This is a genomic window from Dolichospermum sp. UHCC 0259, from assembly GCF_009711935.1.
GTDB lineage: Bacteria > Cyanobacteriota > Cyanobacteriia > Cyanobacteriales > Nostocaceae > Dolichospermum.
The window spans coordinates 1-582 of sequence record NZ_VIKX01000284.1 but is presented as its reverse complement, the minus strand read 5'-3'; the positions used below and the strand labels follow the sequence as shown (position 1 = coordinate 582).

The 582-nt window shown below is 35.2% G+C and carries 1 protein-coding gene; it reads right to left on the bottom strand.

All coding sequences use genetic code 11. The annotated features are described in order from the left end of the window. Nucleotides 1-212: 212 nt before the first annotated feature. On the bottom strand, nt 213-542 hold the full coding sequence (locus tag FJR05_RS23625; protein ID WP_254447056.1) for a hypothetical protein: 330 nt from the start codon (nt 540-542) through the stop codon (nt 213-215). Nucleotides 543-582: the final 40 nt, after the last annotated feature.

The following is a 582-nucleotide window of genomic DNA, read 5'->3' as shown; positions in this document are numbered from 1 at the left end:
ACTTATGGCTCATTTTATGGTTCACAATTTAGCCCAAGTTATGGTTCAAGTCACATTAATGACAGCAATCGCTATATTTACCCCTACTTATTGAGCCGCTACTAATTTACTCCTGTAGTGTATTTTAACACTTTGCTCCAATGTAAATAATACTGTTCACTGCCAGTAAAATTAGCTAAATCCTGAATCAATTTTGTGGCTGAAATCATGGATCATTCCAAATAATTATCAACCTCTAAAGGCGGTAGCACAAAATTAATTTCACTCATTTTTAAACTGGCACTTTTAGCACCGCTATATTCTGCCCATTTAGTTAAGGATTGAATTTGAGTTTGGGAGATTTGAGCTAATGGTATACAACTAGCAATAGAATCCAACAAATCACCTTGAGTAAATTCTTCGTTGCGACTGAAAGCATTTTGCATCCCTTCATAAATCACTTGTTCAATTTCAGCCCCAGAAAAATCTTTTGCCCGACTGGCTAATAGTTCAAAGTCAAAATCAGCGCGATTAGGACGCAGACGGTTTAAGTAGGTAAACAAAAAAAATTAAAGGTGTGTAAAGATAAGTAAATACGGAAAA